Genomic DNA, 26,864 nt, shown 5'->3' on the forward strand with positions numbered 1-26,864 from the left:
CGATCCTGTTTACAGGTCGTGCCCTTTGTCTTTCTGCCGATCCTGATTTCCGTCTCTAGAATTCCAAGTGGCCATGAACGATATTTCCGCTCCCGAGCAATACGATCTGCAAACCGCTGCCCTGAAGGTGCCGCCGCACTCCATCGAGGCCGAACAGGCCGTGCTCGGTGGTCTGATGCTGGACAACAACGCCTGGGAGCGTGTGCTGGATCAGGTCTCCGACGGCGATTTCTATCGACATGACCACCGCCTGATTTTCCGTGCCATCGCCCGCCTGGCCGACCAGAACCTGCCCATCGACGTGGTGACCTTGTCCGAGCAACTGGACAAGGAAGGCCAGACCGCCCAGGTCGGCGGCCTGGGTTACCTTGGCGAACTGGCGAAGAACACCCCGTCGGTCGCCAACATCAAGGCCTATGCGCAGATCGTGCGCCAGCGGGCGACCCTGCGCCAGCTGATCGGCATCAGCAACGAGATCGCCGACAGCGCCTTCAATCCCGAAGGCCGCACCGCCGAGGAGATCCTCGACGAGGCCGAGCGGCAGATCTTCCAGATCGCCGAAGCACGGCCCAAGACCGGCGGCCCGGTGGGCGTCAACGAACTGTTGACCAAGGCCATCGACCGCATCGATACCCTGTTCAACACGTCCGACGCCATCACCGGCCTGTCCACCGGCTATACCGACCTCGACGAGAAGACCAGCGGGCTGCAGCCAGCGGACCTGATCATCGTCGCCGGTCGTCCGTCCATGGGTAAGACCACCTTCGCCATGAACCTGGTAGAGAACGCCGTACTGCGCAGCGACAAGGCGGTGCTGGTGTACTCCCTCGAGATGCCAGGCGAATCGCTGATCATGCGTATGCTGTCGTCCCTCGGCCGGATCGACCAGACCAAGGTTCGTTCCGGCCAGTTGGAAGACGACGACTGGCCGCGCCTGACCTCGGCGGTCAACCTGCTCAACGACCGCAAGCTGTTCATCGACGACACCGCAGGCATCAGCCCTTCGGAGATGCGTGCCCGGACCCGGCGTCTGGTGCGCGAGCACGGCGATATCGCGCTGATCATGATCGACTACCTGCAACTGATGCAGATCCCGGGCTCCAGCGGCGACAACCGGACCAACGAGATTTCCGAGATCTCCCGTTCCCTCAAGGCCCTGGCCAAGGAATTCAACTGCCCGGTGGTGGCCCTGTCCCAGCTCAACCGCTCCCTGGAACAGCGTCCCAACAAGCGTCCGGTGAACTCCGACCTCCGGGAATCCGGAGCGATCGAGCAAGACGCCGACGTGATCATGTTCGTGTACCGGGACGAGGTGTACCACCCGGAGACCGAGCACAAGGGCATTGCCGAAATCATCATCGGCAAGCAGCGGAACGGCCCCATCGGCTTCGTCCGCCTGGCTTTCATCGGCAAGTACACGCGCTTCGAGAACCTGGCTCCGGGCAGCTACAACTTCGACGACGACGAGTAAGACTCGCCGTCCCGATCGCGGGCGGCTCCTGTAGGAGCGAGGCTTGCCCGCGATTAACGCCTCCACCAATTTCCGACCATGGTCGTCGGAATTGGTCATTTTTTGTGCTATATTCCGCGCCCGCGAATTTCCCTGTCATTCAGCGCGTCCTTATCTGCGCCAACACCGGTCATCGACATGCAAGCAGCCAAGCCGTTATTCGACTATCCAAAGTACTGGGCCGAATGTTTCGGGCCGGCGCCATTCCTGCCCATGAGCAGGGAGGAGATGGATCAGCTCGGCTGGGATTCCTGCGACATCATCATCGTCACCGGCGATGCCTACGTCGATCACCCGTCCTTCGGCATGGCGATCATCGGCCGGCTGCTGGAGGCCCAGGGCTTTCGCGTAGGGATCATCGCCCAGCCCAACTGGCAGTCCAAGGACGACTTCATGAAGCTCGGCGAGCCGAACCTGTTCTTCGGGGTGGCAGCGGGCAACATGGACTCGATGATCAACCGCTACACCGCCGACAAGAAGGTCCGCTCCGACGACGCCTATACCCCGGGCGGCTTGGCGGGCAAGCGTCCGGACCGCGCCAGCCTGGTCTACAGCCAGCGTTGCAAGGAAGCCTACAAGCATGTGCCGATCATCCTCGGCGGCATCGAGGCCTCCCTGCGCCGCATCGCCCATTACGATTACTGGCAGGACCGGGTGCGCAACTCGATCCTGATCGACGCTTGCGCCGATATCCTGCTCTACGGCAACGCCGAGCGGGCGATTGTCGAAGTCGCCCAGCGCTTGTCCTACGGCCAGAAGATCGAAGACATCACCGATGTGCGCGGCACCGCGTTCATTCGCCGGGACACGCCGCAAGGTTGGTACGAGGTCGATTCCACCCGTATCGACCGCCCGGGCAAGATCGACAAGATCATCAACCCCTACGTCAATACCCAGGACACGGCCGCCTGCGCCATCGAGCAAGAAAAGGGGCCGGTGGAAGACCCGCAGGAAGCCAAGGTGGTGCAGATCCTGGCCAGCCCGAAGATGACCCGGGACAAGACCGTGATCCGCCTGCCGTCCATGGAAAAGGTGCGTAACGATCCGGTGCTCTACGCCCATGCCAACCGCGTGCTGCACCTGGAGACCAACCCGGGCAACGCCCGTGCGCTGGTGCAGAAGCATGGCGAAGTCGATGTCTGGTTCAACCCGCCGCCCATCCCGATGACCACCGAGGAAATGGACTACGTGTTCGGCATGCCTTACCAGCGCATTCCGCATCCGGCCTATGGCAAGGAAAAAATCCCGGCCTACGAGATGATCCGTTTCTCGGTGAACATCATGCGTGGCTGCTTTGGTGGTTGCACCTTCTGCTCCATCACCGAGCACGAAGGGCGGATCATCCAGAATCGCTCCGAAGAGTCGATCATTCGCGAAATCGAAGAAATCCGCGACAAGGTTCCGGGTTTTACCGGAGTGATTTCCGACCTCGGCGGCCCGACCGCGAACATGTACCGCATCGCCTGCAAGAGCCCGGAAATCGAATCCGCGTGCCGCAAGCCGTCCTGCGTGTTTCCCGGCATCTGCCCGAACCTGAACACCGACCACTCGTCGCTGATCCAGCTGTACCGCAGCGCCCGCGCCCTGCCAGGGGTGAAGAAGATCCTTATCGCTTCCGGCTTGCGCTATGACCTGGCGGTGGAATCGCCGGAGTACGTCAAGGAACTGGTGACCCACCACGTGGGTGGCTACCTGAAGATCGCTCCGGAGCACACCGAGGAAGGCCCGCTGAACCAGATGATGAAACCTGGGATCGGCACCTATGATCGCTTCAAGCGGATGTTCGAGAAATACTCCAAGGAAGCGGGCAAGGAGCAATACCTGATCCCGTACTTCATCGCCGCCCACCCGGGCACCACCGATGAAGACATGATGAACCTGGCGCTGTGGCTCAAGGGCAATGGCTTTCGCGCCGACCAGGTGCAGGCGTTCTATCCGTCGCCGATGGCCAGCGCCACCGCCATGTATCACTCGGGCAAGAACCCGCTGCGCAAGGTCACCTACAAGAGCGACGGCGTGACCATCGTCAAGAGCGAGGAGCAGCGCCGGCTGCACAAGGCATTCCTGCGCTACCACGATCCCAAGGGCTGGCCGATGCTGCGCGAGGCCCTGCTGCGCATGGGCCGCGGCGACCTGATCGGTTCGGGCAAGCACCAGCTGATCCCGGCGCACCAGCCATCTACCGACAGCTACCAGAGCGCCCGGCGCAAGAACTCGACCCCGGCCGGCAGCCACAAGGTGGCCAAGGAAACCCGGATCCTGACCCAGCACACTGGCTTGCCGCCCCGTGCCAGCGATGGCGGCAACGCCTGGGACAAGCGCGAGCAGGCCAAGGCCGCGGCCTTCGCCCGCAACAAGCAGGCCGCCAAGGAGCGTGCCGACGCTGCCAAGGGCAAGGGCAAGAAACCGGCTCGCAAGCCGGTGGTACCGCGCTGATATGACCAGACGCCAGCCGTGAAGCTGGCGTCTGGCTTTTCCCTGCGGATTTTTAACGGGCACAGGGCAACAAGAGCCCGGCGCTTTGTTAAGGTTGGCGACCTTCATTCAGTGCATGCCGAGGTGGCCTCAAGCCATCAGGCAACCCTCCACCGCCAGACCAAGGACGAATCACGTGGCCAGCGCTATAGACGGAGTCACCAGGGACCTCAACATCACCCAGATGCTCGCCCGCCAGCGGATCGCAAGCCAACTCAACCTGCCACGGCTGTTCGCCGCCATCGATAGCGATTCATCGATCGTCGGGGCGGGGGTGGTGTACATCGATGCCGACTTCAATGTGATCACCCTGCGTGAGTTCAGGCCGATTTGCAGCATCACCCCCAAGCGTGTGGTCCTGCGGGAAGCGAAGAGGTATATCGCGCCCCAGCAGTTCGTCGACCAGGTGAAGAACAACCCCCGCGAGTCGCGCCTGGCCACCGAATCCTTCAACACCTCGTTGTCCTGTGCCGCCGCGGTGATCGGCTGGCTGGTGGTGTTCAGCGGCAGCGTCGCCGTGCCGTTCACCGCCGGCGCCAGTGCCTGGATGGTGGCGCTTGGGGTGTCGGCGGCGGTGGCCGGGACCGCCCAGTGCGTGATCGGTGGGGCGCGGGTGATCAACGAGATCCAGGATCCGGCGGCCAACGACCGGATGGACGACGCCGAGTGGTACGCCATTGTTTCGCCGATCCTGGATGGTATTTCCCTGGTGGGTGTCGGGGGCTCCGCGCTGACCACGGTCAAGCTGCTCAAGGCCAGCAAGGCGGCCAACACCGGCAAGAGCTGGACCCAGCTGCTCAAGGGGCTCAACCGCCAGGAGCGAGCCAGGCTGACCAAGGAACTGTTGAGCCTGCGCGACCCGAGCCTGACTCCCAAGTTGATGAAGTTGCAGCAGCGGGCCGGCGGGTTGCCCAAGCGCTATTCGACGACGCAGATCCGGCACGCGACCCTGACACAGATGCAAGATGCCCTGGGCGCGGTCCTGAGCACGACCGGCAGCATCCGCTCCGGTAACCTGGGCACGGCGAAGACCCTGGCCGTGGGGCTCTACGAGGAGTTCGACGAATGATCGGCGGGGGCAACATGCGCGAGTTCCTGGCGCGCTATTTTCCGACCTTCATGCTCACGGTGCTGCTGGGCTGCTTCAGTGCATCGCTGTTGTTGTCGCTGGCGCAAGTCACCTACTGGCGCGGCATCGCGCCGGAGCAGAGCAACGACTACATGGGCCTGGGCCTGCTGGTGCTGATCCTGCTGCTGGTGGTGGGTAACCTGCTGGTGGTGCGCGGCATTGCCTGGGGGGTGTGGCTGGTGGCCGGTTACTTCGCCCTGTGCCTGGTCCTGGTGGTGCCGATGTTCCAATACCATCCGCACCAGGGCATCTACCTGGTGGGGCTGTTGCTGCCCTTGCTGGGATTGCTGTTGCTCAACAGCCGGCGTCACCGGCAAATGCGTGGAAAGCTGCTGGAGATTCGCCATCAGCGCCAGTTGCTCAAGGTGTCGTTGAAGCCGCAGCGCAAGCGCCCCTGATACCGCTTGGGACGCTTGTCGGGGGCTTCGGCTTCAGCTCGGCTTTGAGTCGACCCACTTGGCCGAGACCGAAGGTTGCCAGGTGCTCAGGGCATCCAGCAGGCCGGCAGGCGACTGGTTGATCTGCAGCATCTGGCGGTGCGCAGTACTGACGAAACCCTCGCCGACGATATGGTCGAGGAAACCTCCGAGTTTTTCGTAGAAGCCATTCACTTCCAGCAGCCCCAGGGGTTTGCGGTGGTAGCCCAGCTGGCCCCAGGTCCAGACTTCGAACAGTTCTTCCAGGGTACCCAGGCCACCGGGCAGGGCGATGAAGGCATCGCTGAGTTCGGCCATGCGTGCCTTGCGCGCATGCATGCCATCCACCACCTCCAGGCGGGTCAGGCCGTTGTGGCCGATCTCGATGTCTTTCAGGCTTTGCGGAATGATGCCCACGACTTCCCCGCCAGCGGCCATGGCCGCATCGGCGACGATGCCCATCAGGCCCACCGCGCCACCGCCGTAGACCAGGGTGAGGTTGCGTTCGGCGATGGCCCGGCCCATGGCCTGGGCGGCTTCACGGTAGGCAGGATTGGCGCCGGCGCTGGCGCCACAAAATACACAGACAGAAGTTAACGACATGTCTTGCTCCCAGCTCAAAGATCGCCTCAGGGTAAAGGCTCGATGAGCTGCGTCCAAGCATTAAGCGTCGCCTCGTGGCATCTCGTGGGTGCCACTGGCACCACAGGCGTAGGCGGCGAGCAAGCTGCGAAACAGGCTGTTGAGCGACATGATCCAGGCTCCGATGGGGTGATGTCGGCGATTCTAGGGACAGTCCCGGGGACTGGCTGCTTGATTGTTTCGATCGGCCTGATAGCAGAGAGTTGTATACAGTTTCTTGATGCAAATCATAGGCAATAGCGAGAAATTCAGGCAGTCTTGCCCCCCATGGATTCAGATGGATTTTGTTAACCCTGCCTTGGAGATTCACCATGTTTGCCAAACTCGTCGCGGTATCCCTGTTGACACTGGCCAGCAGCCAACTGATGGCCGCCGAATGCAAGGTCGACGTCGACTCTACCGACCAGATGTCCTTCAGCACCAAGGAAATCACCATCGACAAGAGCTGCAAGACCTTCACCGTGAACCTGGCTCACTCCGGCAGCCTGCCGAAGAACGTCATGGGCCATAACTGGGTACTGAGCAAGACCGCAGACATGGCGGGCATCGCTGCCGACGGCATGGCCGCAGGCATCGACAAGAACTACCTGAAGGAAGGCGACACCCGCGTCATCGCCCACACCAAGATCATCGGTGCCGGTGAAAAGGATTCGGTGACCTTCGACGTGTCCAAGCTGACCGCTGGCGAGAGCTACCAGTTCTTCTGCTCGTTCCCAGGCCACAACTCGATGATGAAAGGCGCCGTGATCCTGAAGTAATCAGGCCCGGCTGCAACGAAAAAGCGCCCCTCGGGGCGCTTTTTTGTGCCTGGCGCTCAGGGCGCGAAGGGCATGACCCGCTTGTGCTGGGTCTTGCGGTAGGTGTCGCAGATGGTCTTGAAGGCTTCCTCGCGCACCGGCTGGCCGTGCAGGAAGGCATCGATCTCGGCATAGGTGACGCCATGGGAGGCTTCGTCCGGCTTGCCCGGCGACAGGTCCTCGAGATCGGCGGTGGGGATCTTCTCCACCAGCGACTCGGGGGCCCCGAAATACCGGGCAATGGCGCGCACCTGGTTTTTCACCAGGCCGCTCAGGGGCGCCAGGTCGCAGGCGCCGTCGCCGAACTTGGTGAAGAAGCCCATCACGGCCTCGGCGGCATGATCGGTACCGATCACCAGGCCCTGGGTGGCGCCGGCGATGGTGTACTGGGCGACCATGCGCATCCGCGCCTTGGTGTTGCCCAGTACGAAGTCCCGGGATACCGCGTGCTGGCCTTCGAAGGCCGCCACTTCATTGGCCAGGGCCTTGACCGCCGGGCCGATGTTCACCGTGTGGCGCTCGTCGGGGTTGATGAAGTCCACCGCGGCCTGGGCGTCATGTTCGTCGAACTGGGTCTCGTAGGGCAGGCGCACGGCGATGAAGCGGTAGCGCTGGTCGCCGCTGCTGGCACGTAGCTCGACCATGGCCCGCTGGGCCAGCAGGCCGGCGGTCAGCGAGTCGACCCCGCCGCTGATGCCCAATACCAGGGTCTTGAGGCCGGAATTGACCAGGCAGTCCTGGATGAACCGCACGCGCCGGGCGATTTCCGCTTCCAGGGCGGTGTGGTCGGGAAAAGGTGCTTGGACCTTGAGCTGCTGCGCAATCTCACGCTGTACGGCTTGCATGATTCACTCCTTGCCAGGTTGGGCTGGTACTTGGAAAACGTGGCGCAAATAGGCGACGAAGTTCGGATCCTTGCAATGGGTCTTGCCCGCTTCGTCGGAGATCTTGGCGACGGGCTGGCCATTGCAGGCGGCCATTTTAAGCACGATGCTCATCGGCTCGACACCGGGAATGTCACAGGTCAGGTTGGTGCCGATGCCGAAGCTGACGTTGATCCGCCCGCGCAGCGCCCGGAAGATTTCCAGGGAGCGCGGCAGGGTCAGGCTGTCGGAGAACACCAGGGTCTTGCTCATCGGGTCGATGCCCAGCTTGTGATAGTGGGCGATGGCCTTTTCCGCCCAGAGGATCGGGTCCCCCGAGTCATGGCGCAGGCCGTCGAACAGCTTGGCGAAGAACAGGTCGAAATCGCCCAGGAAAGCATCGGTGGTGATGCAGTCGGTCAAGGCGATGCCCAACAGGCCCCGGTACTCGCGGACCCAGCAATCGAGGGCGGCGATCTGGCTGTCGATCAACCGTGGCCCCAGTTGCTGGTGGGCCATGATCCATTCATGGGCCATGGTGCCGAGGGGCTTCATGCCCAGCTCGCGGGACAGGTGCACGTTGCTGGTGCCGACGAAACGCCCGGGGAAATCGTGCTTGAGCACATTCACCACTTCTTCCTGGACTCGGTAGGAGAAGCGCCGGCGAGTACCGAAATCCGCCACTTGCAGCTCGGACAATTCCTCGCTGCTGGCGTTGGCAGTCAGCCAGTCGAACTTGCGGTACAGCTGCTCGCGGGCCTGCACCAGTTGGACTTCCCGGTAGCGGTAGCGATTGCGCACCTCGCTGATGATGGCCAGCATCGGCACTTCGAACAGGATCACATGCAACCATGGGCCACGCAGGCGGATGAACAGCTCGCCGTTCTCGATGCCGGTGTGCACGTAGCGCAGGTTGAAGCGGAACAGCCCGAGAAAGCGCAGGAAATCCGGCTTGAGGAAACTGATGCGTTCGAGAAAGCCCAACTGGTCAGGACTCAGGCTCAGCTCCGCCAGGTGCTCGAACTGATAGCGGATCTCCGCCAGGTAGGGCTGCAGATCCTCGCTGTTACGGCAGCGAAACTCCCATTCCACCTCGGCGTTGGGGTAGTTGTGCAGCACCGCCTGCATCATGGTCAGTTTGTAGAAGTCGGTGTCGAGCAGGTTCTGCACGATGCGATCGGCAAATACACTCTCGCTCATAACGGGAATCTCCATGCTGGCCGCGACTGACGGGTGCGGCGCTCAGCTCTTTCAGTGAAGGCGCTAGTGGCGCATAGACGTCCTGGGCTTTGCCAGTGTTTTTTCGGTCCGGGGCTGAAGTCGGGGGCTACGGATCGATCCGCTCCAGCATCCAGCGCACGAAATCGCGAACCTTGGGCACTTCCGCCGCATGCTCGGGGTAGGCCAGGTAGTAGGCATCCTGGCTGGGCATGGCGTATTTCCAGGCGATCACCAGCTTGCCCTCGGCCAGTTCCTCTTCCACCAGGAAGCGTGGCAGCAGGGCCACGCCGCAGCCGACCTGGGCGGCGCGGATGCACATGTAGAAGGTCTCGAAGCGCGGGCCATGGTAGCTGTGCTCGGTCTGGTAGCCCTGCTGCTCGAACCACTCGTGCCAACCCTGGGGCCGCGAGGCGTTCTGCAGTAGCACCAGGTCGGCCAGTTGCCGGGGATCGGTCAGCGGTGCGGCCGGCAGGCTGTCGGGAGCGCATACCGCTACCAGTTCCTCGCTGAACAGCTTCAGGCTCTCGGTGCCGGGGCGCGCGCCTTGGCCGAAGTAGAACGCCAGGTCGCTATGGCCCTGGAGCAGTTCGTCGGGTTCCTGTTCGTTGCACAGGTCCAGGTGAATATGCGGGTGGCGCAGGCGCCAGCCCTTGAGCCGGGGTACCAGCCAGCGCGCGCCGAAGGTATAGGGCGTGGAGACCCGCAGCACTTCGGTCTCGCCGCCGTAGGAGCGCAGGTAGTGGGTAGACATCTCCACCTGGGTGAGGATCTTGCGCACCTCCACCAGGTACAGGTCGCCGGCCGGGGTCAGCTGCAGGCGTCGGCGCACGCGGCGGAACAACAAGTGCTGGAGCAGTTCCTCCAACTGCGCCACCTGCTTGCTCACCGCGCTCTGGGTCAGGTTCAGTTCCTCGGCCGCGCGGGTGAAGCTCAGGTGCCGGGTCACGGCCTCGAAGCATTGCAGGGCCGTGATCGACGGCAGGTAGCGTTTGTTCAGCATGGCTTGTCCTTGTTCTTATCGGTGCCGGGTACCGCTCCAGCATGAATAAACGGAATGATATCTCGCTTAAAGGTCGTTTGTTGGCAAGTCTGCGGCCAGCTACAACTACAGGTCTCGACGACCGCCACGGCGGTCCTGGTCTTTCGCTTGCCACTTGTAAGGAGTCACCCATGGTTACCGCATTGCTTGATCGTCTGGGCGTGAACCCGGCCCTCTACCAGTCGGGCGCACACCCTGTGCATTCGCCCATCGACGGCAGCCGGATCGCCGCGGTGAACTGGCAAGGGGCCGCCGAAGTGGAGCAGCAGGTCAGTCGCGCCGAGCATGCATTCGCCCTCTGGCGCAACGTCCCGGCCCCTCGCCGTGGCGAGCTGGTACGGCAATTCGGCGAGGTGCTGCGCGAGCACAAGGCCGACCTCGGCGAGCTGGTGTCCTGGGAGGCCGGCAAGATCACCCAGGAAGGCCTGGGGGAAGTGCAGGAGATGATCGACATCTGCGACTTCGCCGTCGGCCTGTCGCGCCAGCTCTATGGCCTGACCATCGCCTCCGAGCGCCCCGGCCACCATATGCGCGAGACCTGGCATCCGCTGGGAGTGGTGGGGGTGATCAGCGCCTTCAACTTCCCGGTGGCGGTCTGGTCCTGGAACGCCGCCCTGGCCCTGGTCTGCGGTAACCCGGTGATCTGGAAGCCCTCGGAGAAGACTCCGCTGACCGCCCTGGCTTGCCATGCCTTGCTGGAGCGGGTGCTGAAGAACTTCCATGACGCCCCCGAATACCTGAGCCAGGTGATCATCGGCGGGCGCGATGCCGGCGCGGCGCTGGTGGACGATCCCCGCGTGGCCCTGGTCAGCGCCACCGGCAGCACCCGCATGGGCCGTGAAGTGGCGCCCAAGGTCGCCGCGCGCTTCGCCCGCAGCATTCTCGAACTGGGCGGCAACAACGCCATGATCCTCGGGCCCAGCGCCGACCTGGACATGGCCGTGCGCGCGATCCTGTTCAGCGCCGTCGGCACCGCCGGCCAGCGTTGCACCACCCTGCGCCGCCTGATTGCCCATGAGTCGGTGAAGGAAGAGATCGTCGCTCGCCTCAAGACCGCCTATGCCAAGGTACGCATCGGCCATCCGCTGCAAGGCAACCTGGTCGGCCCGCTGATCGACAAGCACAGCTTCGAGGCCATGCAGGACGCCCTGGAGCAGGCCCTGAGCGAGGGCGGGCGGGTGTTCGGTGGCCAGCGCCAGTTGCAGGACCAGTACCCCAACGCCTACTACGTGTCGCCGGCGATCGTGGAAATGCCCGAGCAGAGCGACGTGGTGTGCAGCGAGACCTTCGCCCCGATCCTCTACGTGATCGGCTACCAGGACTTCGACGAGGCCTTGCGCCTGAACAACGCCGTGCCCCAGGGCCTGTCTTCGTGCATCTTCACCACCGATGTGCGTGAGGCCGAGCGCTTCATGTCGGCGGTGGGCAGCGACTGTGGCATCGCCAACGTCAACATCGGCCCCAGCGGTGCGGAAATCGGTGGCGCCTTCGGTGGCGAGAAGGAAACCGGTGGCGGGCGCGAGTCCGGCTCCGACGCCTGGCGTGGCTACATGCGTCGCCAGACCAATACCGTCAACTACTCCCGCGAGCTGCCGCTGGCCCAGGGCATTACCTTCGACTAAGCCCCGCGCGGCACGCCTGCCAGCCGGGCGTGCCAGGGGCGGTTGGTCCATGTGGGTTGATTTCGGAGTTGGCGATGGCACTACAAGAACAATGTCTATGGGAACGATTGACTCCGCACCGGCCTGACCACGCGCCACTGCGGGGCGAGCAGACGGCGGATGTCTGCATCATCGGCGCCGGCTTCACCGGCTTGTCGGCGGCGGTGCATCTGCTGGAGCAGGGCAAGCGGGTCTGCGTGGTGGAGGCCCAGCGTGCCGGGCAGGGGGGCTCGGGGCGTAACGTCGGCCTGGTGAATGCCGGCATGTGGATTCCACCGGACGAGATCGAGGCCGGTTTCGGCGAGCAGATCGGCAGCCGGCTCAATCGCATGCTCGGTGCGGCGCCGTCGCTGGTGTTCAGCCTGGTGGACAAGTACCGCATCGATTGCCAGTTGCGCCGCGAAGGCACCTTGCATATGGCCCACAACGCCCGGGGCGAGGCCGACCTGCGCAGCCGCGAGCAGCAATGGAAGCGCCGTGGCGCGCCGGTGGAATTGCTCACCGGCGCGGCCTGCGAAACCGCCACCGGGACCCGGAAGATCTCCGCGGCCTTGCTCGATCGCCGGGCCGGGACCCTCAACCCCATGGCCTATGTCAGTGGCCTGGCCAAGGCGGCCGACCTGGGCGGCCGGCTGTTCGATCATTCGCCGGTGACCCGCCTGGAGCGCCAGGGCCAGCGCTGGTCGGTGCAGACCGACCAGGGCTCGGTGCTGGCCGAGCAGGTGGTGATCGCCTCCAACGCCTACACCGAGGGCGACTGGACCGAACTGCGGCGCAATTTCTTCCCGGGTTACTACTACCAGGTGGCCTCGGTGCCGCTGACCGAAGAGGCTGCCCAGCAGATCCTGCCCGGTGGCCAGGGTTCCTGGGATACCCGCCAGGTGCTGAGCAGCATCCGCCGGGATGCCGAGGGCCGCTTGCTGCTGGGCAGCCTGGGCAATGGCGACCAGAAGCCCCTGTGGTTCCTCAAGGCTTGGGCCGACCGGGTGCAGCAGCATTATTTCCCCTACCTCAAGCCCGTGGAGTGGGAATGCACCTGGACCGGCTGCATCGCCTTCACCCCCGACCACCTGATGCGCCTGTTCGAGCCGGCCCCGGGGCTGGTGGCCGTCACCGGTTACAACGGCCGCGGGGTGACCACCGGCACCGTGGTCGGCAAGGCTTTCGCCGACTACCTGTGCAATGGCGACCCGCAGGCCTTGCCGATCCCCTTTGCGCCCATGCAGCCGTTGCCTGGCGCGGCCCTGCGCAGTTGCCTGTATGAGGCCGGGTTCTCTCTCTACCACGCCGGCCAATGCCTGCGAATCGTTATCTGAATGAGGAAATGCGCAGCCATTGACGACGCTTTTCGATGCAGCGACTAGCCTGTAGTGGTGCGGCTCGTAGCAGTTGCGCACCAGTGGTGTGCAGTTCGGTGACGCAGGCTGTTACAAGAGGGTTGCACGTTGAATTGTGTCGCGGTTGCAATGATGGCACGAGTGGGTTGCGCCCACTGGAAGACAGGGTTTTACCTTCCGCGGTTTAGACGGTTGCACGCCCAATGAAAATGGGCTCGAAACAGTCGAAATAACAATAAGACAGCGACTTTTCTAAGAATAAAAAACCACTGGCACGGCGCTTGCTCTGAGCATTGATGTAAGTCGCAGTGCCAACTAAAAAAACCTTGGAGCATCACCTCATGTCCCAGACGTTTTACAAGAAAGGCTTCCTGGCCCTCGCAGTGGCAGCTGCGCTGGGTGTTTCTGCGTTTGCTCAAGCCGACCTGAAGATCGGCGTAGCGGGTCCCATGACAGGCGCCAACGCGGCATTTGGCGAGCAGTACATGAAGGGTGCACAGGCAGCGGCTGACGAAATCAACGCCAAGGGCGGGGTCAACGGCGAGAAGATCGTGCTGGTCAAGGGCGACGACGCTTGCGAGCCCAAGCAGGCGGTCGCGGTGGCCAACCGCCTGGTGGACCAGGACAAGGTGGCCGGGGTGGTCGGGCACTTCTGTTCCTCGTCGACCATCCCGGCTTCCGAGGTCTACAGCGACGCCGGGGTGATTGCCATCACTCCGGGCTCCACCAACCCCCAGGTCACCGAGCGCGGCCTGTCGGCGATGTTCCGCATGTGTGGGCGTGACGACCAGCAAGGCGTGGTGGCCGGCGACTACATCATCGATGTGCTCAAGGGCAAGAAGGTCGTGGTGCTGCACGACAAGGACACCTACGGCCAGGGCCTGGCCGACGCCACCAAGGCGCAGCTGACCAAGCGCGGCGTGACCCCGGTGCTGTATGAGGGCCTGACCCGGGGCGAGAAGGACTTCAGTGCCGTGGTCACCAAGATCCGCGCCGCCGGTGCCGACGTGGTGTACTTCGGCGGCCTGCATCCCGAGGCCGGCCCGCTGGTGCGCCAACTGCGCGAGCAGGGCCTGAAGGACGTCAAGTTCATGTCCGACGACGGTATCGTCACCGACGAACTGGTGACCACCGCCGGTGGCCCGCAGTACGTCGATGGCGTGTACATGACCTTCGGCGCCGACCCACGCCTGCTGCCGGACAGCAAGGCCGTGGTGGACGCCTTCCGCAAGGCCGGCACCGAGCCCGAGGGCTACACCCTGTACGCCTACGCCTCGATCCAGGCCCTGGCCGCCGGCTTCAATGGCGCCAAGTCGAACAAGGGCGAGGACGCCGCCAAGTGGCTCAAGGCCAATCCGGTGAAGACCGTGATGGGCGAGAAGGCCTGGGATGCCAAGGGCGACCTCAAGGTCTCCGACTACGTGGTCTACCAGTGGGACAAGGACGGCAAATACCACCAGCTGGAAAAACAGAAGTGACATGAGTCCGCACGGACCGATACCGGCCCCCGGTATCGGCCCGTACTCGTGCAGTACTTGCCTTTTCTCGTAGAGCTGCACAACGGACGTGTTGCGCGGATGGGTGATCCCTGTCCGGCGTCGACGCCCTGTGCCGTCTCTCAAGTCCGTGAGATTGCGTTATGGATGGTATTTTCCTGCAGCAACTGATCAACGGACTGACCCTCGGGTCCGTCTACGGTCTGATCGCCATCGGCTACACAATGGTCTATGGCATCATCGGCATGATCAACTTCGCCCACGGCGAGGTGTACATGATTTCCGCCTACCTCGCGGCAATCAGCCTGGCCTTGCTGGCCTACTTCGGCATCGAATCCTTCCCGCTACTCATCCTCGGCACCCTGATCTTCACCATCGTGGTCACCGGGATCTACGGCTGGGTCATCGAGCGCGTCGCCTACAAGCCCCTGCGCAACTCCACCCGCCTGGCGCCGCTGATCAGCGCCATCGGCATCTCGCTGATCCTGCAGAACTACGCGCAGATCAGCCAGGGCGCCAAGCAGCAGGGCGTGCCCACCCTGCTGGCCGGGGCCTGGAAGGTGGATATCGGCAGTGGTTTCGTGCAACTGACCTACACCAAGATCTTCATCCTGGTGGCGGCCTTCGCCGGCATGGCGCTGCTGACCTACATCATCAAGTACACCAAGCTCGGGCGCATGTGCCGGGCCACCCAGCAAGATCGCAAGATGGCCTCGATCCTGGGGATCAACACCGACCGGGTGATCTCCTACGTGTTCATCATCGGCGCGGCCATGGCCGCCCTGGCCGGGGTGCTGATCACCATGAACTACGGCACCTTCGACTTCTACGCCGGCTTCGTCATCGGCATCAAGGCCTTCACCGCCGCGGTGCTCGGCGGCATTGGCTCGCTGCCCGGCGCCATGCTCGGCGGGATCATCCTCGGTATCTCCGAGTCGTTGTTCTCCGGCTTGATCAACTCCGACTACAAAGACGTGTTCAGCTTCTCGCTGCTGGTGCTGATCCTGATCTTCCGTCCCCAAGGCCTGCTGGGTCGCCCACTCGTGGCGAAGGTGTAAGTATGTCTGCTGCCAATAAACCGATCGATATCAAGAAGAGCGTCGTCGACGCCGTGCTCGCCGGGCTGATCTCGCTGATCGTGTTCGGCCCCATCGTGGGCGTGGTCCTGGACGGCTACAGTTTCAACCTGGAACCGACCCGGGTCGCCTGGCTGGTGGCCATCGTCATGGCCGGGCGCCTGGCCCTGAGCCTGTTCCTGCAGACCCCGCGCGGGCTGAAGATCCTCCAGGGCTTCGAAGGCAGCGGCTCGGGCGTGCATGTGCTGGCGCCGGACTACAAGTCGCGGCTGCGCTGGATCATCCCGGCGCTGATCGTGATCGCCATCGTCTTTCCGTTCTTCGCCAACAAGTACCTGTTGACCGTGGTGATCCTCGGCCTGATCTACGTGCTGCTGGGCCTGGGGCTGAACATCGTGGTGGGCCTGGCCGGTCTGCTGGACCTGGGCTACGTGGCGTTCTACGCCATCGGCGCCTATGGCCTGGCCCTGGGCTACCAGTACCTGGGCCTGGGCTTCTGGACGGTGCTGCCCCTGGCGGCGATCGCCGCGGCGCTGGCGGGATGCATATTGGGCTTCCCGGTGTTGCGCATGCACGGCGACTACCTGGCCATCGTCACCCTCGGGTTCGGCGAGATCATCCGCCTTGTGCTCAACAACTGGCTGTCCTTCACCGGGGGCCCCAACGGCATGCCGGTACCGTCGCCGACCTTCCTGGGCCTGGAGTTCGGGCGCAAGGCCAAGGACGGCGGAGTGCCGTTCCATGAGTTCTTCGGCCTGGAATACAACCCCAACCTGAAATTCCTGTTCATCTACATCGTGCTGTTCCTGGTGGTGCTGCTGGTGCTCTACATCAAGCACCGGCTGACCCGCATGCCCGTCGGCCGGGCCTGGGAAGCCTTGCGCGAGGACGAGATCGCCTGCCGTGCCATGGGGCTGAACCATGTACTGGTGAAGCTCTCGGCCTTTACCCTGGGTGCCTCCACCGCGGGCCTGGCCGGGGTGTTCTTCGCCAGCTACCAGGGTTTCGTCAACCCCTCGTCCTTCACCTTCTTCGAGTCGGCGCTGATCCTCGCCATCGTGGTGCTGGGGGGCATGGGCTCCACCGTGGGCGTGGTGATCGCCGCCTTCGTGCTCACCGTGGCGCCTGAACTGCTGCGCAGCTTCTCCGAATACCGGGTGCTGCTGTTCGGCATCCTGATGGTGTTGATGATGATCTGGCGGCCGCGGGGCTTGATCCGCATCAGCCGCACCGGGGTGACCCCGCGCAAAGGCGTTTTGACCCCAAGGAGCGCACCATGAGCGAATACATTCTTTCGGTCGAGAACCTGATGATGCATTTCGGCGGCATCAAGGCCCTCAGCGACGTCAGCCTCAAGGTCAAGCGCAACTCGATCTTCGCCCTGATCGGCCCCAACGGCGCCGGCAAGACCACCGTGTTCAACTGCCTCACCGGTTTCTACAAGGCGTCCGGCGGGCGCATCGAACTCAACACCCGGGGCCGGCAGACCAACGTCATCAAGCTGTTGGGCGAGCCGTTCCGGGCCAGCGACTTCGTGTCGCCGAAACACTTCTCCAGCCGCCTGTACTACAAGATGTTCGGCGGCACCCACCTGGTGAACCGGGCCGGCCTGGCGCGGACCTTCCAGAACATCCGCCTGTTCCGGGAAATGTCGGTGGTGGAGAACCTGCTGGTGGCCCAGCACATGTGGGTCAATCGCAACCTGCTGGCGGGGGTGCTCAATACCAGGGGCTATCGCAAGGCGGAAAGCGATGCCCTGGACCAGGCGTTCTACTGGCTGGAAGTGGTGGACCTGGTGGACTGCGCCAACCGCCTGGCCGGCGAGTTGTCCTACGGCCAGCAGCGGCGCCTGGAGATCGCCCGGGCCATGTGCACGCGGCCGCAGGTGATCTGCCTCGACGAACCGGCCGCGGGCCTCAACCCCCAGGAAACCGAGGCGCTGAGCGCGATGATCCGGTTGCTGCGCGACGAACATGACCTGACCGTGGTGTTGATCGAGCACGACATGGGCATGGTGATGAGCATTTCCGACCATATCGTGGTACTGGACCACGGCAACGTGATCGCCGAAGGCGGGCCGGAGGCGATCCGCAACGATCCGAAGGTGATCGCCGCCTACCTGGGTGCCGACGAAGAGGAGCTGGCATGACTCAACCTATCCTCGAACTCAAGGACCTGGACGTGTACTACGGCCCGATCCAGGCCCTGAAGAAGGTCTCGCTGCACATCGACGAAGGAGAGACCGTGAGCCTGATCGGCTCCAACGGTGCCGGCAAGTCGACCCTCTTGATGTCGATCTTCGGCCAGCCCCGGGCCGAGTCCGGGCAGATCCTCTATCGCGGTGTGGACATCACCCGCAAGTCGTCCCACTACATCGCGTCCAACGGCATCGCCCAGTCCCCGGAAGGGCGCCGGGTGTTCCCCGACATGACCGTGGAGGAAAACCTGCTGATGGGCACCATCCCCATCGGCGACCAGTACGCGAGCGAGGACATGCAGCGTATGTTCGAGCTGTTTCCCAGGCTCAAGGAGCGGCGCAACCAGCGGGCCATGACCATGTCCGGCGGTGAGCAGCAGATGCTGGCCATCGCCCGGGCCTTGATGAGCCGGCCCAAGTTGCTGCTGCTGGACGAACCGAGCCTGGGCCTGGCGCCGATCGTGGTGAAGCAGATTTTCGCCACCCTGCGGGAGCTGGCGGCCAGCGGCATGACCATCTTCCTGGTGGAGCAGAACGCCAACCATGCGCTCAAGCTGTCCGACCGCGCCTATGTGATGGTCAACGGCGAGATCCGCCTCAGCGGCAGCGGCAAGGAACTGCTGGTCAACGAGGAGGTGCGCAACGCCTACCTGGGCGGCCACTGACCGGCTGTGGATGAAAAGGCCCCGCCGGTTCGTGCCGGCGGGGCCTTTTTTATCCACACCCGCAGATTCAGGCTCATTGGCGGGCCTGGATTTACGGAGAATGCTGATCTGCGTCCGACAATTGTGGAAAACCTCTTGGGCAAGTTGCCAAAACGCCGCATGAAGATGCCGCAAACGGTTGTTTTTCCACCGTTTTGAGTTGTCCCCGTTTGTTGTGGAGCGGGCTGTGGGTAACGTGGGAGTAGCTGGCTGAAAGCCTTGCAGGACGTGGCTTGCAAGCAATCGTTGGTTTTTTGATCAGCGGTTTTTGGTGGTCTTGAGGACGGCGTTGTCAACCTTTTTATTGTCGCGGCAGGCAGTGGGCGAAGGTCTGTATAAGCCTGTGGATAAGTCTGTGGTTAAACTCTGGAAAGAACTCCCGGGGCGGCGTGGTTACTGGTCTCTGGCCTTCTATTGCTTGACCGTCCGGTCATTTTTTCAGGCTGCGGCGGCACGGACGGTCGGCCCAGGTCAAGGGAAAAACTTTGCCTGTGCCCATGCAGGTCTCGTGGAGCGTGGCCTGGAGTATTTGCCAGTTGCCCCCAAAGACTGTGGACCGGCCTGTGGATAAGGTGCGCGCACCTGGCTACAGGCCCCGTAGGGCGTGGCCTTGCGCCAGGTGGTCGTTTTTTGTACAGCCTCCTGGAGATATCCACAGCGATGGCGGGCGCTGTGGCCATGAAGCTTCCTGGGCACCGGGCCGGTTGCCGCCCGAGGCCGGGCCGGGCATGCTGCGAAACGTTTTTTTATTGAAATGGCGGCCCGCCCCCCAGCAAGGAGAACACCATGACTTCCACTCTGTTCATCACCGGCGCGACTTCCGGTTTCGGCGAAGCCTGTGCCCGGCGCTTTGCCGAGGCCGGCTGGTCGCTGGTTCTGACCGGTCGCCGCCAGGAGCGCCTCGATGCCTTGTGCGCGGAGCTCTCCAAGCAGACCGAGGTCCATGGCCTGGTGCTGGACGTGCGGGACCGCAAGGCCATGGAACAGGCCATCGACAACCTGCCGCCGACATTCGCCAAGCTGCGCGGCCTGATCAACAACGCCGGATTGGCCCTGGGCACGGATCCGGCGCCCAAGTGCGACCTGGACGATTGGGACACCATGGTCGACACCAACATCAAGGGCCTGATGTACAGCACCCGCCTGCTGCTGCCACGGCTGATCGCCCATGGCCGTGGTGCCGGGATCGTCAACCTGGGCTCCGTCGCCGGCAACTACCCCTATCCCGGCAGCCATGTGTATGGCGGCACCAAGGCCTTCGTCAAACAGTTCTCCCTGAACCTGCGCTGCGACCTGCAGGGCACCGGGGTACGGGTGACCAACATCGAGCCGGGCCTGTGCGAAAGCGAGTTCTCGCTGGTGCGCTTCGCCGGCGACCAGGCCCGTTATGACGCCACCTACGCCGGTGCCGAGCCGATCCAGCCCGAGGACATCGCCGAGACCATCTTCTGGGTCATGAACACCCCGGCCCACGTCAACATCAACAGCCTGGAACTGATGCCGGTGAGCCAGTCCTGGGCCGGTTTCGCCATCGATCGCAACGCCAAGGCCTGACCTGCCAGGGTGCAGCTTCGCAGGCAGTGCGCGGTACTCTTGTAGCCGCTGCTGAGCTGGCGAAGCTGCGCCAAGGCCCGCAGACCTTTCATGACGCTCATGATCATGCCCCAGCGACAGCCGTTATCCACCGCCTCGCAGTGAGGACGGTCGCATGCGGAAATATATAAGCTGATTCGTTTCAGCTGGCCGAAGCCGAAGCACGCTAGAATTCCTCCCCTGAATGTGTACTGCCGCTGTCATTGAGGCGGTGTTTTCCAAGTTCCGTGGGAGGAATCGTGAGTAACCGAGGTGAGCAGGCTCTGCTCAAGCAATCGACCGTACTGATGTTCGCCGTGGCGATCGCCGGTATCGTCACGGGTTTTGTTTCTGGCGCCCAATCCATCCTGTTCGATGGTTTCTTTTCCTTGGTCGCCACCTTCATCAAGGTGCTGATGCTGATCACCGCCAGGCTGATCACCAAGCCGGGTAATCAACGCTTCCAGTTCGGTTTCTGGCACCTGGAGCCCATGGTGCTGTTGATCGAGGGCAGCTTCCTGCTGCTGATCGCCATCTACGCCTTTCTCAACGGCGTGTTCGGCATCATCAACGGCGGTCGTGAGATCGAGCTGGGCCTGGTGATCGTCTATGCCGCCGTGTTCAGCGTGGTGGAGTTCGCCTACTTCTTGTTCGTGCGCCATCGCAACCGCAAGCTCAAGTCATCGCTGATCCAGTTCGACAACATCAGCTGGCTGGTGGACGCCATGCTCTCGGTGGGGCTGCTGGTGAGCTTCGTCAGCGCCTTGTTGCTCAAGCACTACGGCCATGACCGGTGGGCGATGTATGTCGATCCGCTGATCCTGATCGTGCTGGCCCTGAGCATGCTGGCGCCGGCCCTGAAGATCCTGCGCCCGGCCCTGCGCGAGGTGCTGGGTATCGCCCCCGACCAACTGGACGAGACCGTGCGCACGGTGATGGAACAGGCCAAGGCCACCCATGGTTTCGAGGACTATGTCAGCTATGTGCAAAAGCACGGCCGGGCGCGTTTCATCGAGATCCACGTGGTGCTGCCGGCCGACTATCCGCTACAGGATGTCGCGACCCTGGACCGTTTGCGCGAGGACATCTCCAGCCAACTGGGAGGGGCCGATACCGCGCGCTGGCTGACCATCAGCTTCACCGGGGATCGCAAGTGGATCGCCTGACCGGCCTGTGGGCCGGCCAGGCGCTTCAGCCGAAGTAGCCAGCCAGGGCCTGGTAACAGGTGGCCAGGTGATAAGGCGTGGTCGAAGGCATGTCCTGGCGGCTGACCGCACCATTGGCGTCCAGGCATTCGTACCAGCCGCCGGCATGCAGGAAGTTGCCTTGCAGCGCCTGTAGCTGGCGCTCCAGGAAGACCTGGCCATCGGTGCGCAAGGTCAGTGCGCGCAGGTATTCGGCCTGGGCCCAGATACGCTGGGTGGCATCCCTGGGGCTGGCCCGGGGTGGCAGTTCGAGCATCGCGCATACCGCGCCGCTCTGGGGATCGACCCCCTGCCGTTCGCTGAAGGAGAAAGCCCGTTCCAGGCAGGCGTGCAGCGGACCCTGGCGCAGCAGGGGCGAGGAGGCGAGGAGGAAATACCACTCGAACTGGTGCCCTGGCTCGAACCAGTTATCCACGGCCCCCAGGGGTTTCTCCATCATCACGCCCTGCTGTGGCTCGATGAAGTGCTGCTGCATGGCCTGGCACAACTCGAGCAAGGCCGCCTCCACCGAGGCATCGTCACGGGCCGCGAGGGTAGCGAGGAAAGCCTCGGCCAGGTGCATCGAGGGGTTCTGCAACGGACCGCTGCCCAGCAGGGACCAATCCTCGTCCAGGCTGGCTTCGTAGAGTCCCTCGCCCTGGGCGAAACGCTGGGCCACCACTTCCAGGGCGGCATTGAGCGTCGACTCCACCAGCGGTTCGCGGACCTTGGCCCAGTAGTGGGCGCAGGCGAAGACGATGAACGCGTGGGTGTAGAGGTCCTTGCGCCGGTCCAGCGGCGCGCCCTCGGGGTCGATGCTGTAGAACCAGCCGCCGTGCTCGGCATCGTGGAAATGCCGTTGCAGCGATCGGAACAGCGCGGCGGCGCGCTCCGCGGCGAAGGGCGCGCTGGCCTCGCCGATCAGTTGGGAAAACACGTACAGCTGCCGGGCACAGGCCATGGCCCGGTAGCGCTGCGGCGGCAGGGGCCGGTGCTCGGTGTCCAGCGCCTCGTAGGGCAGCGCCAGTTGCCGGTTCCAGCCCGGCCCTTGCCACAGGGGCACGATCACCTCGTGGAAATGCTGCTGCACGGCCTGGAACACAGCATTGGCGACTGGCGAGGGAGTAGGGCGGGATACATCGAGCATTGGCTGGCGTCTTCTAACGGCAGGTTTGAATGCGCGACATGGTAGCAGAGAAGGCCGTGCCGATTGGCCCTGCGTCGCAGCCACCGTGGCGGCCGCGACCTAAGGGCTTCAACCGGCGAGCAGCCACACGCCGGCGGCGGCAGAGGCCGCGCCGGCCATGCGCACCAGGGGCGCGGCGGTCCGCGGTAGCGCTCGCACCAGGGCATAGCCTGCGGCATGCAGGGCGGCGGTGGCGGCCACGAAGCCTGCGGCATAGGCCCAGGGGCTGGACATGTCCGGCAGCTCCAGGCCATGGGCCACGCCGTGGAACAGGGCGAACAAGGCCGTGGCCGCCATGGCCAGGGCCAGCGGCGGGCGTACTGCCAGCGCGACCGCCAGGCCCAGGGCCAGGACCGAGGCGGCGATGCCGCTTTCCAGGGCCGGCAGTTGCAGGCCGGCGAAACCCAGCAGCCCGCCCAGCAACATGGTGCTGACGAAGGTGCAGGGCAGCGCCCAGCGCGCCACGCCTTGTTGCTGGGCGGCCCACAGGCCTACCGCGACCATCGCCAGCAGATGATCGAGGCCGCCGAGCGGATGGCCGATGCCGGCCATCAGGCCGTTGTCGCCATGGCCGGGGTGGGCCAGGGCCAGGGTGGGAACCAGCAGCAGGGCCAGGGCCCCGAGGATGCGTTGGAAGGTCATGGATCGCTGTCCTTGTCGAGGGTCGAGGTTGGGTTCAGGCTGCGCTCAGCAGGCCCTGGCGTTCGATGAAGGCGATGATCTCCGCCAGGCCCTGGCCGGTCTTCTGGTTGCTGAAGACGAACGGCTTGCCGCCACGCATGCGTTGGGTGTCGCTGTTCATCAGGTCCAGGGAGGCGCCGACCAGCGGCGCCAGGTCGATCTTGTTGATCACCAGCAGGTCGGATTTGCAGATGCCCGGGCCACCCTTGCGTGGCAGCTTGTCGCCGGCCGAGACATCGATGACGTAGAGGGTCAGGTCCGAGAGTTCCGGGCTGAAGGTGGCCGACAGGTTGTCGCCGCCGGACTCCACCAGGATCAGGTCCAGCCCCGGGAAGCGCCGGTTCAACTGATCCACGGCCTCCAGGTTGATCGAGGCGTCTTCGCGAATGGCGGTATGCGGACAGCCGCCGGTCTCCACGCCGATGATCCGTTCCGGGGCCAAGGCCTGGTTGCGCACCAGGAAATCGGCGTCTTCGCGGGTATAGATATCGTTAGTCACCACCGCCAGGTTGTAGCGCTCGCGCAGGGCCAGGCACAGGGCCAGGGTCAAGGCGGTCTTGCCGGAGCCCACCGGGCCGCCGATACCGACGCGCAAGGGTTGTGTATTCATGTGCTTCTCCAAAATGACGGCCCTCAGGAACGAAACAGGCGGCTGTACTGGCGCTCATGGGCCATGCTCGCCAGGGACAGGCCGAAGGCGGCGCTGCCGTAGTGTTGGGAATCAAGGGTAGTGGCCTGCTGCTGGGCCTGTTGCAGCAGCGGCAGCAGGTCGCTGGTCAGGCGCTGGGCGGCCTGCTGACCCAGGGGCAGGGTCTTCATCAGCACCGCCAGTTGGTTCTCCAGCCAGCTCCAGAGCCAGGCGGCCAGGGCATCGCGCGGGGCGATTTGCCAGGCACGGGCGGCCAGGGCCCAGCCCAGGGCCAGGTGCGGTTCGTCCTGCCGCGCCAGCATTTGCCGGGCGCCGGCGTCCAGTTCCGGCAGGCCTTCGAGCAGCTGCTTGAGGGAGTAGCCCATTTGCCGGCTCTCCAGGTACAGCTCGCGGGTTTCACGGCTGGCCCGATGCTCTTCGCCGAGCTGGTGCAGGCGTTCCCAATTCTGCTCCGCTGCGGCCTGGCAATGGGCCCAAAGCAGCGGGGCCTCGAAGCGCGCCAGGTTGAGCAACAGCTGGTCGCCGATCCAGCGCCGGGCGCTGTCCGGGTCATGCACCCGCTGCTGGTCCACCGCCGTCTCCAGGCCCTGGGAATAGCTGTAGCCACCGATGGGCAGTTGCGGGCTGGCCAGGCGCAACAGGGCCCAGGCCGGATTCACGGGCGAGCGCCGAACTGGTGCAGGCGTGGCGGGTAGTTGAAGTCCGCATCGCCGTGATGGGAATGATGGTGCCCGCCACCATAGGCGCCATGCTCGGGTTGGAACGGCGCCTCGATGACGCTGGCGCTGGCTCCCAGTTGTTCGAGCATGGCCTTGAGTACGTAGTCGTCCAGCAGGCGCAGCCAGCCATCACCCACTTGTAAGGCCACATGGCGGTTGCCCAGGTGATAGGCCGCGCGGGTCAGTTCCAGGGCATTGCCACAAGTGACATGCAGCAGGGTCTCGGCGCGGGCGCGGACCTTGACGATACGCCCGTCCTCGGCGACCAGGCATTCGCCATCATGTAGCGGTGGCTGGCCACGCTCCAGGAACAGGCCGACGTCCTCGCCCTCGGCACTGAAGCAGCGCAGGCGGCTCTTGCTGCGTGCTTCATAGGTCAGGTGCAGTTCAGCGGACCAGGTGGCCTGGGGGGCGGTTCGGCGATGGATCACCAGCATCGGAAAGCTTCCAGCTATGAACGATGCACAAGCCAGAGCAAGGGCCTTGCCAATCGCTCGAAGGAAAGGAAAACCCCTGGTACTGCGACTGGAAAAGGGGCAAAACCTTGTTTTATCTTGTTACAAATTGCTGCGCCGAGCTGATTTATAGCACTGGCTTGGTGCGCTGCAAATGTTTTTGCCGCAATTGGGTGCCTGTTTGCCGGGTAGGCGCAAAGGCCTGCTCCAGAGCAGGGCGAGGGAGATCTGGCGCAGTGGTGGGGGAATTACTCGGTACTGCCCAAGCCGTTCCAGTGCTTGAGCCCGATGAAGATGAAGCGCAGTTGCTGGGTCATCTTCGCCTGGGGCGTGAGGTGTTCGGGCAAGGCCTGGATTGGCGGATCGATGATGTCCGGCAGGGTGGCGAACACGCTCTTGACCACCAGGTCGGCCATGACGCTGAGGTCGGCGGCATCGAGATGCTGCAGCTTGGGCATCAGCGCCAGGTCGGCGGCCAGGTCCGAACTGATGTTTTCCCGCAGGCTGGCGATGGCTTGGCGTACCGGCAGCGAGCCACCGTATTGCTCGCGGGCGAGAAACAGGAACTGCACGCGTTTGGCTTCCACCACATCGAGGAAGATGCGCACCGAGGCGTCGATGATGCCGCCCATGACGAATTCGTTATGGCGGACCAGGCGGATGGTTTCGCGAAAGGTCTGGCCCACTTCGCTGACCAGTTCCAGGCCAAGCTGGTCCATGTCGCTGAAGTGCCGGTAGAAACCGGTGGGGACGATGCCAGCGGCCTTGGCCACCTCCCGCAGGCTCAGGCTGCCAAAACCACGACCACCCTCCATCAAGTGCCGGGCGGCATCCATCAGGGCGTTGCGGGTCTGTTGCTTCTGTTCGGCGCGGGGCAGCATCTGGAAGGGAATTCTTCGCTTGGGAGAGCGGGGCACTCTAGCAAATCAACTTTGCCCGAGTCGAACTGGCGTCAGGCCTGGGCAGGCAGGGGGTGGACGGGTACGCTGAAAAGTCAAAAGCCCGGTCCAGGGACCGGGCTTTTTTCTGGGCCAACATGGCCTCAGCTCGCAGCTTGATGACGTTCGGCCAGGCGATCGGCACCGCCTTCGGCAACGGTCTGGCCTTGTGGGGTACGGCTGTAGCCATCTTCGACCAGGCCTTTTTCTTCCAGGCGATCGCGACCGCCTTCGGCAACGGTCTGGCCTTGTGGGGTACGGTCGTAGCCATCTTCGACCAGGCCTTTCTCTTCCAGGCGATCACGGCCACCTTCGGCAACGGTCTGGCCTTGTGGAGTACGGTCGTAGCCATCTTCGGCAACGCTCTGGCCTTGTGGGGTGCGATCATAGCCATCGGCGGCGACCTTGTTGCGTTCGATCAGGCGATCCGAACCACCTTCGGCCAGCGTCTGGGTGAACGCGCTGCTATGGCTGGCCTGGACCTGTGGAGTGGCCTGTTCGGCGGCGGGCAGGGCGAAGGCGTTGGCGGCCAGGATGGATAAGGTCAGGCTCAAGAGGATGTGGCGTTTCATGATAGGGGGTGCTCCGTGGGGGGCGAAAAATTGGGTACGGGGCTAATGTTACCGCCACTAAATCGATATAAAAGTTCATAAACACAATGATGATAATCAACAGAATTGATTGTTTGTCGCGAGGCTCTAGTCCGGGCCTCTCAGCTTTCAGGGTCGTGCACCGGGGTGGGTAGTTTCGACTCACTCATGCTCCAGGGAGGAGCGTTGAGCGGTAACACATGGTTGTCCAAGTGGCCAGAAATGGCCGGTTTTTCCCCCGGGCCGGCGTCGCCGATCAAACCTGTGGGGACTTTGTCAGTCGTAGTTCCAATGCCGGTGGTTTTGCCCCGGTTCTTCATCGATGCG

General features: G+C 63.6%; 25 protein-coding genes. 14 read left to right on the forward strand and 11 right to left on the reverse strand.

Translation table 11 applies throughout. The annotated features are described in order from the left end of the window. Window positions 1-73: 73 nt before the first annotated feature. From dnaB to H7A76_RS05250, 4 genes are all read left to right on the forward strand, one after another. Window positions 74-1,471, forward strand: a complete 1,398-nt coding sequence (gene dnaB / locus H7A76_RS05235) for a replicative DNA helicase (protein WP_185697518.1) — start codon at window positions 74-76, stop codon at window positions 1,469-1,471. 177 nt (window positions 1,472-1,648) lie between these two features. Then, window positions 1,649-3,946, forward strand: a complete 2,298-nt coding sequence (locus H7A76_RS05240; RefSeq protein WP_185697519.1) for a YgiQ family radical SAM protein — start codon at window positions 1,649-1,651, stop codon at window positions 3,944-3,946. Between the two features lie 223 nt (window positions 3,947-4,169). Beyond that, window positions 4,170-5,054 (forward strand): NAD synthetase, encoded by an 885-nt coding sequence (locus H7A76_RS05245; RefSeq protein WP_221775132.1) that lies wholly within the window; start codon window positions 4,170-4,172, stop codon window positions 5,052-5,054. Next, window positions 5,051-5,512, forward strand: a complete 462-nt coding sequence (locus H7A76_RS05250; RefSeq protein WP_185697521.1) for a hypothetical protein — start codon at window positions 5,051-5,053, stop codon at window positions 5,510-5,512. The genes H7A76_RS05245 and H7A76_RS05250 overlap by 4 nt, the downstream gene beginning before the upstream one ends. A gap of 33 nt (window positions 5,513-5,545) precedes the next feature. Here H7A76_RS05250 and H7A76_RS05255 read toward each other — a convergent pair whose 3' ends face one another. Next, window positions 5,546-6,133 (reverse strand): TIGR00730 family Rossman fold protein, encoded by a 588-nt coding sequence (locus H7A76_RS05255; RefSeq protein WP_185697522.1) that lies wholly within the window; start codon window positions 6,131-6,133, stop codon window positions 5,546-5,548. A 350-nt stretch (window positions 6,134-6,483) separates the two neighbouring features. Between H7A76_RS05255 and azu the strand changes: the two genes are divergently transcribed. After that, complete coding sequence (azu, locus tag H7A76_RS05260) at window positions 6,484-6,930, forward strand: azurin (RefSeq protein ID WP_185697523.1); 447 nt, start codon at window positions 6,484-6,486, stop codon at window positions 6,928-6,930. 56 nt (window positions 6,931-6,986) lie between these two features. Here azu and nadE read toward each other — a convergent pair whose 3' ends face one another. The 3 genes from nadE to H7A76_RS05275 all read right to left on the reverse strand — a co-directional run bounded on the left by nadE (window position 6,987) and on the right by H7A76_RS05275 (window position 10,053). After that, the gene (gene nadE / locus H7A76_RS05265) at window positions 6,987-7,814 is read right to left on the reverse strand and encodes an ammonia-dependent NAD(+) synthetase (protein WP_185697524.1); all 828 of its coding nucleotides are present in this window, start codon (window positions 7,812-7,814) and stop codon (window positions 6,987-6,989) included. 3 nt (window positions 7,815-7,817) lie between these two features. Then, window positions 7,818-9,032, reverse strand: a complete 1,215-nt coding sequence (gene pncB / locus H7A76_RS05270) for a nicotinate phosphoribosyltransferase (RefSeq protein ID WP_185697525.1) — start codon at window positions 9,030-9,032, stop codon at window positions 7,818-7,820. A gap of 127 nt (window positions 9,033-9,159) precedes the next feature. Beyond that, complete coding sequence (locus tag H7A76_RS05275) at window positions 9,160-10,053, reverse strand: LysR family transcriptional regulator (protein ID WP_185697526.1); 894 nt, start codon at window positions 10,051-10,053, stop codon at window positions 9,160-9,162. A gap of 170 nt (window positions 10,054-10,223) precedes the next feature. Between H7A76_RS05275 and H7A76_RS05280 the strand changes: the two genes are divergently transcribed. From H7A76_RS05280 to H7A76_RS05320, 9 genes are all read left to right on the forward strand, one after another. Continuing rightward, window positions 10,224-11,714: an aldehyde dehydrogenase family protein gene (locus H7A76_RS05280; RefSeq protein WP_312026236.1), complete on the forward strand. Its 1,491-nt coding sequence runs from the start codon at window positions 10,224-10,226 to the stop codon at window positions 11,712-11,714. Between the two features lie 74 nt (window positions 11,715-11,788). After that, complete coding sequence (locus H7A76_RS05285; RefSeq protein WP_185697528.1) at window positions 11,789-13,069, forward strand: NAD(P)/FAD-dependent oxidoreductase; 1,281 nt, start codon at window positions 11,789-11,791, stop codon at window positions 13,067-13,069. A 362-nt stretch (window positions 13,070-13,431) separates the two neighbouring features. Beyond that, complete coding sequence (locus tag H7A76_RS05290; protein ID WP_185697529.1) at window positions 13,432-14,568, forward strand: branched-chain amino acid ABC transporter substrate-binding protein; 1,137 nt, start codon at window positions 13,432-13,434, stop codon at window positions 14,566-14,568. A 161-nt stretch (window positions 14,569-14,729) separates the two neighbouring features. Continuing rightward, window positions 14,730-15,644 carry an ABC transporter permease subunit gene (locus H7A76_RS05295; RefSeq protein ID WP_022641909.1) on the forward strand — a complete coding sequence of 305 codons (915 nt, stop codon included), beginning with the start codon at window positions 14,730-14,732 and terminating at the stop codon, window positions 15,642-15,644. Between the two features lie 2 nt (window positions 15,645-15,646). After that, complete coding sequence (livM, locus tag H7A76_RS05300) at window positions 15,647-16,942, forward strand: high-affinity branched-chain amino acid ABC transporter permease LivM (protein WP_185697530.1); 1,296 nt, start codon at window positions 15,647-15,649, stop codon at window positions 16,940-16,942. Then, window positions 16,939-17,811 (forward strand): ATP-binding cassette domain-containing protein, encoded by an 873-nt coding sequence (locus tag H7A76_RS05305; protein WP_185697531.1) that lies wholly within the window; start codon window positions 16,939-16,941, stop codon window positions 17,809-17,811. The genes livM and H7A76_RS05305 overlap by 4 nt, the downstream gene beginning before the upstream one ends. Next, window positions 17,808-18,524, forward strand: coding sequence for an ABC transporter ATP-binding protein (locus tag H7A76_RS05310; RefSeq protein WP_103325705.1), 717 nt, complete (start codon window positions 17,808-17,810; stop codon window positions 18,522-18,524). The genes H7A76_RS05305 and H7A76_RS05310 overlap by 4 nt, the downstream gene beginning before the upstream one ends. An 825-nt stretch (window positions 18,525-19,349) precedes the next feature. Beyond that, window positions 19,350-20,117 carry an SDR family oxidoreductase gene (locus H7A76_RS05315; RefSeq protein ID WP_053132321.1) on the forward strand — a complete coding sequence of 256 codons (768 nt, stop codon included), beginning with the start codon at window positions 19,350-19,352 and terminating at the stop codon, window positions 20,115-20,117. A 278-nt stretch (window positions 20,118-20,395) separates the two neighbouring features. Beyond that, the gene (locus tag H7A76_RS05320; RefSeq protein WP_185697532.1) at window positions 20,396-21,301 is read left to right on the forward strand and encodes a cation diffusion facilitator family transporter; all 906 of its coding nucleotides are present in this window, start codon (window positions 20,396-20,398) and stop codon (window positions 21,299-21,301) included. Window positions 21,302-21,326: 25 nt separating this feature from the next. Here the strand turns inward: H7A76_RS05320 and H7A76_RS05325 are convergent, their stop codons facing one another. The 7 genes from H7A76_RS05325 to H7A76_RS05355 form a co-directional block, all read right to left on the reverse strand. Then, on the reverse strand, window positions 21,327-22,466 hold the full coding sequence (locus H7A76_RS05325; protein ID WP_185697533.1) for an AGE family epimerase/isomerase: 1,140 nt from the start codon (window positions 22,464-22,466) through the stop codon (window positions 21,327-21,329). A 108-nt stretch (window positions 22,467-22,574) separates the two neighbouring features. Then, window positions 22,575-23,147: a HupE/UreJ family protein gene (locus tag H7A76_RS05330; protein ID WP_185697534.1), complete on the reverse strand. Its 573-nt coding sequence runs from the start codon at window positions 23,145-23,147 to the stop codon at window positions 22,575-22,577. 34 nt (window positions 23,148-23,181) lie between these two features. Then, the gene (gene ureG / locus H7A76_RS05335; RefSeq protein WP_185697535.1) at window positions 23,182-23,796 is read right to left on the reverse strand and encodes an urease accessory protein UreG; all 615 of its coding nucleotides are present in this window, start codon (window positions 23,794-23,796) and stop codon (window positions 23,182-23,184) included. Window positions 23,797-23,819: 23 nt separating this feature from the next. After that, entirely contained in the window at window positions 23,820-24,494 is a 675-nt protein-coding gene (locus H7A76_RS05340; protein ID WP_185697536.1) for an urease accessory protein UreF, read from the reverse strand. Continuing rightward, entirely contained in the window at window positions 24,491-24,991 is a 501-nt protein-coding gene (ureE, locus tag H7A76_RS05345) for an urease accessory protein UreE (RefSeq protein WP_185697537.1), read from the reverse strand. Before ureE ends, H7A76_RS05340 begins: the two co-directional genes overlap by 4 nt. 266 nt (window positions 24,992-25,257) lie before the next feature. Beyond that, on the reverse strand, window positions 25,258-25,890 hold the full coding sequence (locus H7A76_RS05350) for a TetR family transcriptional regulator (protein WP_185697538.1): 633 nt from the start codon (window positions 25,888-25,890) through the stop codon (window positions 25,258-25,260). Between the two features lie 161 nt (window positions 25,891-26,051). Next, window positions 26,052-26,519 carry a hypothetical protein gene (locus tag H7A76_RS05355; protein WP_185697539.1) on the reverse strand — a complete coding sequence of 156 codons (468 nt, stop codon included), beginning with the start codon at window positions 26,517-26,519 and terminating at the stop codon, window positions 26,052-26,054. Between the last annotated feature and the right edge of the window lie 345 nt (window positions 26,520-26,864).

This window comes from Pseudomonas sp. MSSRFD41, assembly GCF_014230245.1.
GTDB classification, from domain to species: domain Bacteria; phylum Pseudomonadota; class Gammaproteobacteria; order Pseudomonadales; family Pseudomonadaceae; genus Aquipseudomonas; species Aquipseudomonas piscis.